General features: G+C 63.0%; 4 protein-coding genes and 1 other RNA gene. 2 read left to right on the top strand and 3 right to left on the bottom strand.

Annotated features, from left to right (window positions below):
- Nucleotides 1-53: 53 nt before the first annotated feature.
- The gene (locus Q0693_RS07630; protein ID WP_243030813.1) at nucleotides 54-824 is read right to left on the bottom strand and encodes an ABC transporter permease; all 771 of its coding nucleotides are present in this window, start codon (nucleotides 822-824) and stop codon (nucleotides 54-56) included.
- The gene (locus tag Q0693_RS07625; protein ID WP_298630458.1) at nucleotides 817-1,695 is read right to left on the bottom strand and encodes an ABC transporter ATP-binding protein; all 879 of its coding nucleotides are present in this window, start codon (nucleotides 1,693-1,695) and stop codon (nucleotides 817-819) included. The genes Q0693_RS07630 and Q0693_RS07625 overlap by 8 nt, the downstream gene beginning before the upstream one ends.
- Nucleotides 1,696-1,714: 19 nt before the next feature.
- On the opposite strand from Q0693_RS07625, the gene ffs reads away from it, so the two are divergent.
- Nucleotides 1,715-1,815: signal recognition particle sRNA small type (gene ffs / locus Q0693_RS07620), an RNA gene on the top strand.
- Nucleotides 1,816-1,900: 85 nt separating this feature from the next.
- On the opposite strand, the gene Q0693_RS07615 is transcribed toward ffs, so the two are convergent.
- The gene (locus tag Q0693_RS07615) at nucleotides 1,901-3,103 is read right to left on the bottom strand and encodes a CoA transferase (RefSeq protein WP_298630456.1); all 1,203 of its coding nucleotides are present in this window, start codon (nucleotides 3,101-3,103) and stop codon (nucleotides 1,901-1,903) included.
- Nucleotides 3,104-3,134: 31 nt separating this feature from the next.
- Here Q0693_RS07615 and Q0693_RS07610 point away from each other — a divergent pair.
- A partial coding sequence (locus Q0693_RS07610) for a carbohydrate ABC transporter permease (protein ID WP_298630454.1) occupies nucleotides 3,135-3,913 on the top strand: 779 nt, incomplete at its 3' end.

The following is a 3,913-nucleotide window of genomic DNA, read 5'->3' as shown; positions in this document are numbered from 1 at the left end:
GTGGTGGAAAAGGGACGCTTCGTGGGGGTTCCTGAACCCCATCCCCTGGCCCCCTAGAGGTCCTTGCGTTCGAAGACCAAAGCGGCCAGAAAGGCAAAGCCCAGGGTGTAGATAAAGAGGAGGGGAAGCCCAAGCCCGGCGGCCTGGGGCCTCAGGTGCAGGTCCAGGTAGGTGGTGAGGAGAAAGGGGGTAAGGGCGGGGAAGGCCACCAGAAGCCGCATGAGAAGAAGCGTGGCCACCGCCGCCAAGGCGCTGGCCGTGGTGGAGAGGAAAATCGTGGCGTAAAGGAGGGCCAAGGCAGCGAGGGGCAATAGGACCACCCCCGCCAAAAGATGGGCGTGGAGGAGCTCGCCTAGGGCCTGCTGGGCGCTCAGGAAGCCCGCGCCGGCAAACCCCCCTTGTCCGAGCCCCGTGCCCCCATAGAAACCACCTAGCCCATGGGGTAGGCCCGCCAGGAGGCTTCCCAGGAAGCTTGCGCCGAGGAGGGCAAAGGGGTAGAGGAGTACCGCCAGGAGCTTGGCCAGGAGCAGGGCGGTCCGGGGCAGGGGCCTTAGGAGAAGGCTTTTTAGGGTACCCTGGCTTATCTCGCTACCCAAGGATTCGCTGGCGGCCATGACCACCAAGAAGGGAAAGAGGAACTCCATCCCCGCCAGGAGGCTTAAGGAGACCACCTGCCAGCCCGAGGCCAGGACCAGGCCGTAGACCTCCTTAAGCCCTGGGGCCAAGGCCCAGAGAAAGGGGAGAAGGAAAGCGGCCAAAAGGCCAAGCCCTACAGAGCGCAGACGGAAGAGCTTAAAGAGTTCAAATATCACAAGCCTAAACATGCTTCACCCTCTCTTGGTAGTAGGCCATCAGGTCAAACCCTTGAGGGTGCAAGGCCTTGACCCGGTAGCCTTCCCGGAGGAGGACCCTAAGGGCTTCCTCCGGGTTCCCCTCAAAGAGGATGACCTTTCCTTGCAGGCGGGGATGGGTAATCCCAGGCAGGGTTCTGAGGAGGGCCAGGGCACCCTCCAAGGGCTCGGCCTCCAGGCGAAAGATCTCGCGCCCCTCGAGGCGCACCTCGTCCAAGAGCCTGCCCCCGCCCAGGATGCCCACCTTGTGGGCGTAGCGGCTTACCTCCTGCAGGTGGTGGGTGGAGAGAAGGACCGCCACTCCTTCCTGGGCTAGCTCCTCGAGGAGGCCATGGACCAGCTCCACCCCTTCGGGGTCCAGGCCGCTGGTGGGTTCATCCAGGACCAGTACCTTGGGGTGGTGCAGGATGGCCGCCGCCAGGCCCAAGCGCTGCCTTTGGCCTAGGGAGTAGCTACCCACCTTCTGGTCGGCCACGGCAAGCAGCCTAAGCCGGGCCAGCACCTCGCTGATGCGGCCTTCGTCCTTAATCCCTGCCAAGTACGCCTGCATCCTCAGGTTCTCCCGGCCCGTGAGGTAGGGGTAGAAGGCGGCGGGGGCCTCCACCACCGCCCCTAGGTGGCGCCGGGCTTGGGGATTCTGGTGCACATCCTCCCCCAAAAGGAGGGCCCGGCCTGCCGTGGGAAAGGCCAGGCCTGTGACCAGGCGGATCAAGGTGGTCTTTCCCGAGCCGTTGGGCCCGGCTAGGGCATAGACCTCCCCGGGGCGCACGGCTAGACTTACGTTTTCCAGAATGGGCTTCCTCCCGTAGCGTTTGCCCAAGCCCTCTAGCCTTAGGGCATCCATGGGTGCTATACTACCCAAGCCCCCGGTCCAGCGCGACGGTCCGGGCGTGAACCGGGTCAGGTCCGGAAGGAAGCAGCCCTAAGCGCCACGGGTCGGGTGCCGCTGGGTAGCCGGGGGCAGTTATCCACAGGGTTATCCACAAGGTCTCGGAGTTGCTGGGCGCCGGGTTTAAACGCGTCAAGCCCCTTGGGAACGGGTATTTTATTCACCCCTTTCTCTGAGGCGCCGTACGGACCACCCCCTTTTCCACAAGCCGGGCCACTTCTTCGGGGGCGTACCCGGCTTTCCTCAACACCTCTTCCGTGTGCTCTCCCAAAAGGGGCGGGGGTAGGGAGGGTTTTGCGGGGGTGCGGGAGAGAAAGCGCAAGGGGTTGGCCAGGGTGGGCAAAGGGCCCAAAAGGGGGTGGGAAAGGGTCCAGATGGCCCCCCGGGCCTGGGCCTGGGGATCTTGGAAGGCCTCGGCCAAGTCGTTGACAGGAGCGGCGGGGATGCCTGCCTCCTTGCACCTTTGGAGCCAGTAGGCCCGGGGCTGGGTCCGGAGAACGGCAGACAGGGCTTCCACCACTTCCTCCCGGGCCTCCACCCTTTGGGGGTTGGTGGGGAACCGCTTTAAGAGGTCGGGTAAGTCCAGAACCTGGCAAAGCCGGGCAAACTGCTCGTCGTTCCCCACCGCTAAAACCAGCCAGCCGTCTGCGGCGGGAAAGGCCCCATAGGGCACGATCTGGGCGTGGGCGTTGCCCAGGCGCTTAGGGGGCTTTCCCGTGAGGAGGTAGCTTTCCCCCAGGTTGGCCAGGGCGAAGAGGCCCACGTCAAAAAGAGAAAGGTCTATGTGCTGGCCGAGGCCGCTTCTTTCCCGCTCCAAAAGGGCGGCAAGCACGGCCACCGCTCCCATCATGCCCGTCATCACGTCAATCCAGGCCACCCCCACCTTCATGGGGGGGCCCGCTGGCTCCCCGGTGACGGACATGATGCCGGTATAGCCCTGCAAGGCGGCGTCGTACCCGGGTTCCTGGGCCCGGGGTCCCGTGTGGCCGAAACCGGTGATGGAAAGGTAGACCAGGCGGGGGTTTAGCTCTTTAAGGCTTTCGTAATCCAGACGGTAGCGCTTCAGGTCCCCGGTTTTGAAGTTCTCCACCAAGACATCGGCGCCTTGGGCTAGCCTCCGCACCACCTCCTGGCCCTCTGGGGTTTTCAAGTCCAAGGCCAAACTCCGCTTTCCTCGGTTCACGGAGAGGAAGTAGGCACTTTCCCCCTGGACAAAAGGAGGTCCCCACCCCCGGGTTTCGTCCCCCCAGGGGGGTTCCACCTTGATGACCTCGGCCCCTAGGTCGGCCAGGATCATGGTGCAAAGGGGGCCTGCCAGCACCCGGGAAAGGTCCAGCACCTTGATGCCGGAAAGGGGTCGCATGGGAGCATCATAAACAAGCTATATTGGTGGCGTGGGCCGGGCTTTAGGGCATCTTTTGGTCTTTTTGGTTCTCCTTTTCGTCCTCCTTCCCTTCCTCTGGATGGCCTACGCTGCTTTCATGCCCAAGGAAGCCGTGTACTCGGGGGAACTGTTCTCAAAGGTGGGTTTTAGCCTGGAGAACGTGCGGGGCTTGGCGAAAGAAGGGTTTTGGAGCCGGCTTTTCTTTTCCATGATGCTTTCTGGAGGGGTGGTCCTCCTTCAGCTCCTCACGGCCCTTTTGGCCGCTTACGCTTTGAGGGCTGGGCTTGGGCTTTTGCCCTTTTACCTGGTGCTTATGGCCGTACCCGCCGAGCTCCTTTTGGTACCCCTCTATGGCATTCTCAGAGGGCTTTCCCTTTTGGATACCGCCCTTGCCCTGGCCCTACCCTTTGCTGCTAGCCCCTTCGTCATCTACCTGGTCTACCAGGCCATGCGGGCGGTACCCGAGGAACTTTTGGAGGCAGCCCGGCTGGATGGGGCGGGGCACCGGGTGCTTCTTTTCCAGATCCTTTTCCCCTTGGTGCGGCCCACCTTGGTGGCGGCTGGGGTCTTGGCCTTCGCTGCCCATTGGAACCTGGTCCTCTACCCCCGGGTGATGGTTTCTGATCCAAGGTTTTGGACTCTCCAGACCTGGCTTACGGACCTGCAGCGCAAATACCCCACGGACTGGGGCCTTCTTTCTGCCGCTGCCCTCTTCTCGGTGCTTCCCATCGCCCTTCTCTATTTGCTCTTTGAGAGGCGGGTGGTGGCCACCTTTGAGGAGGGGCTTAA

Source organism: uncultured Thermus sp. (assembly GCF_938010445.1).
Lineage (GTDB): Bacteria > Deinococcota > Deinococci > Deinococcales > Thermaceae > Thermus > Thermus altitudinis.
Note: the sequence above shows the minus strand (reverse complement) of the source record. Positions and strands in the feature narration are given on the sequence as shown.

Excerpts from the sequence above, each read along its gene's own strand:
- Q0693_RS07615 (WP_298630456.1), bottom strand. The coding sequence starts at position 3,103 with ATGCGACCCCTTTCCGGCATCAAGGTGCTGGACCTTTCCCGGGTGCTG.
- Q0693_RS07625 (WP_298630458.1), bottom strand. The coding sequence starts at position 1,695 with ATGGATGCCCTAAGGCTAGAGGGCTTGGGCAAACGCTACGGGAGGAAG.
- Q0693_RS07630 (WP_243030813.1), bottom strand. The coding sequence starts at position 824 with ATGTTTAGGCTTGTGATATTTGAACTCTTTAAGCTCTTCCGTCTGCGC.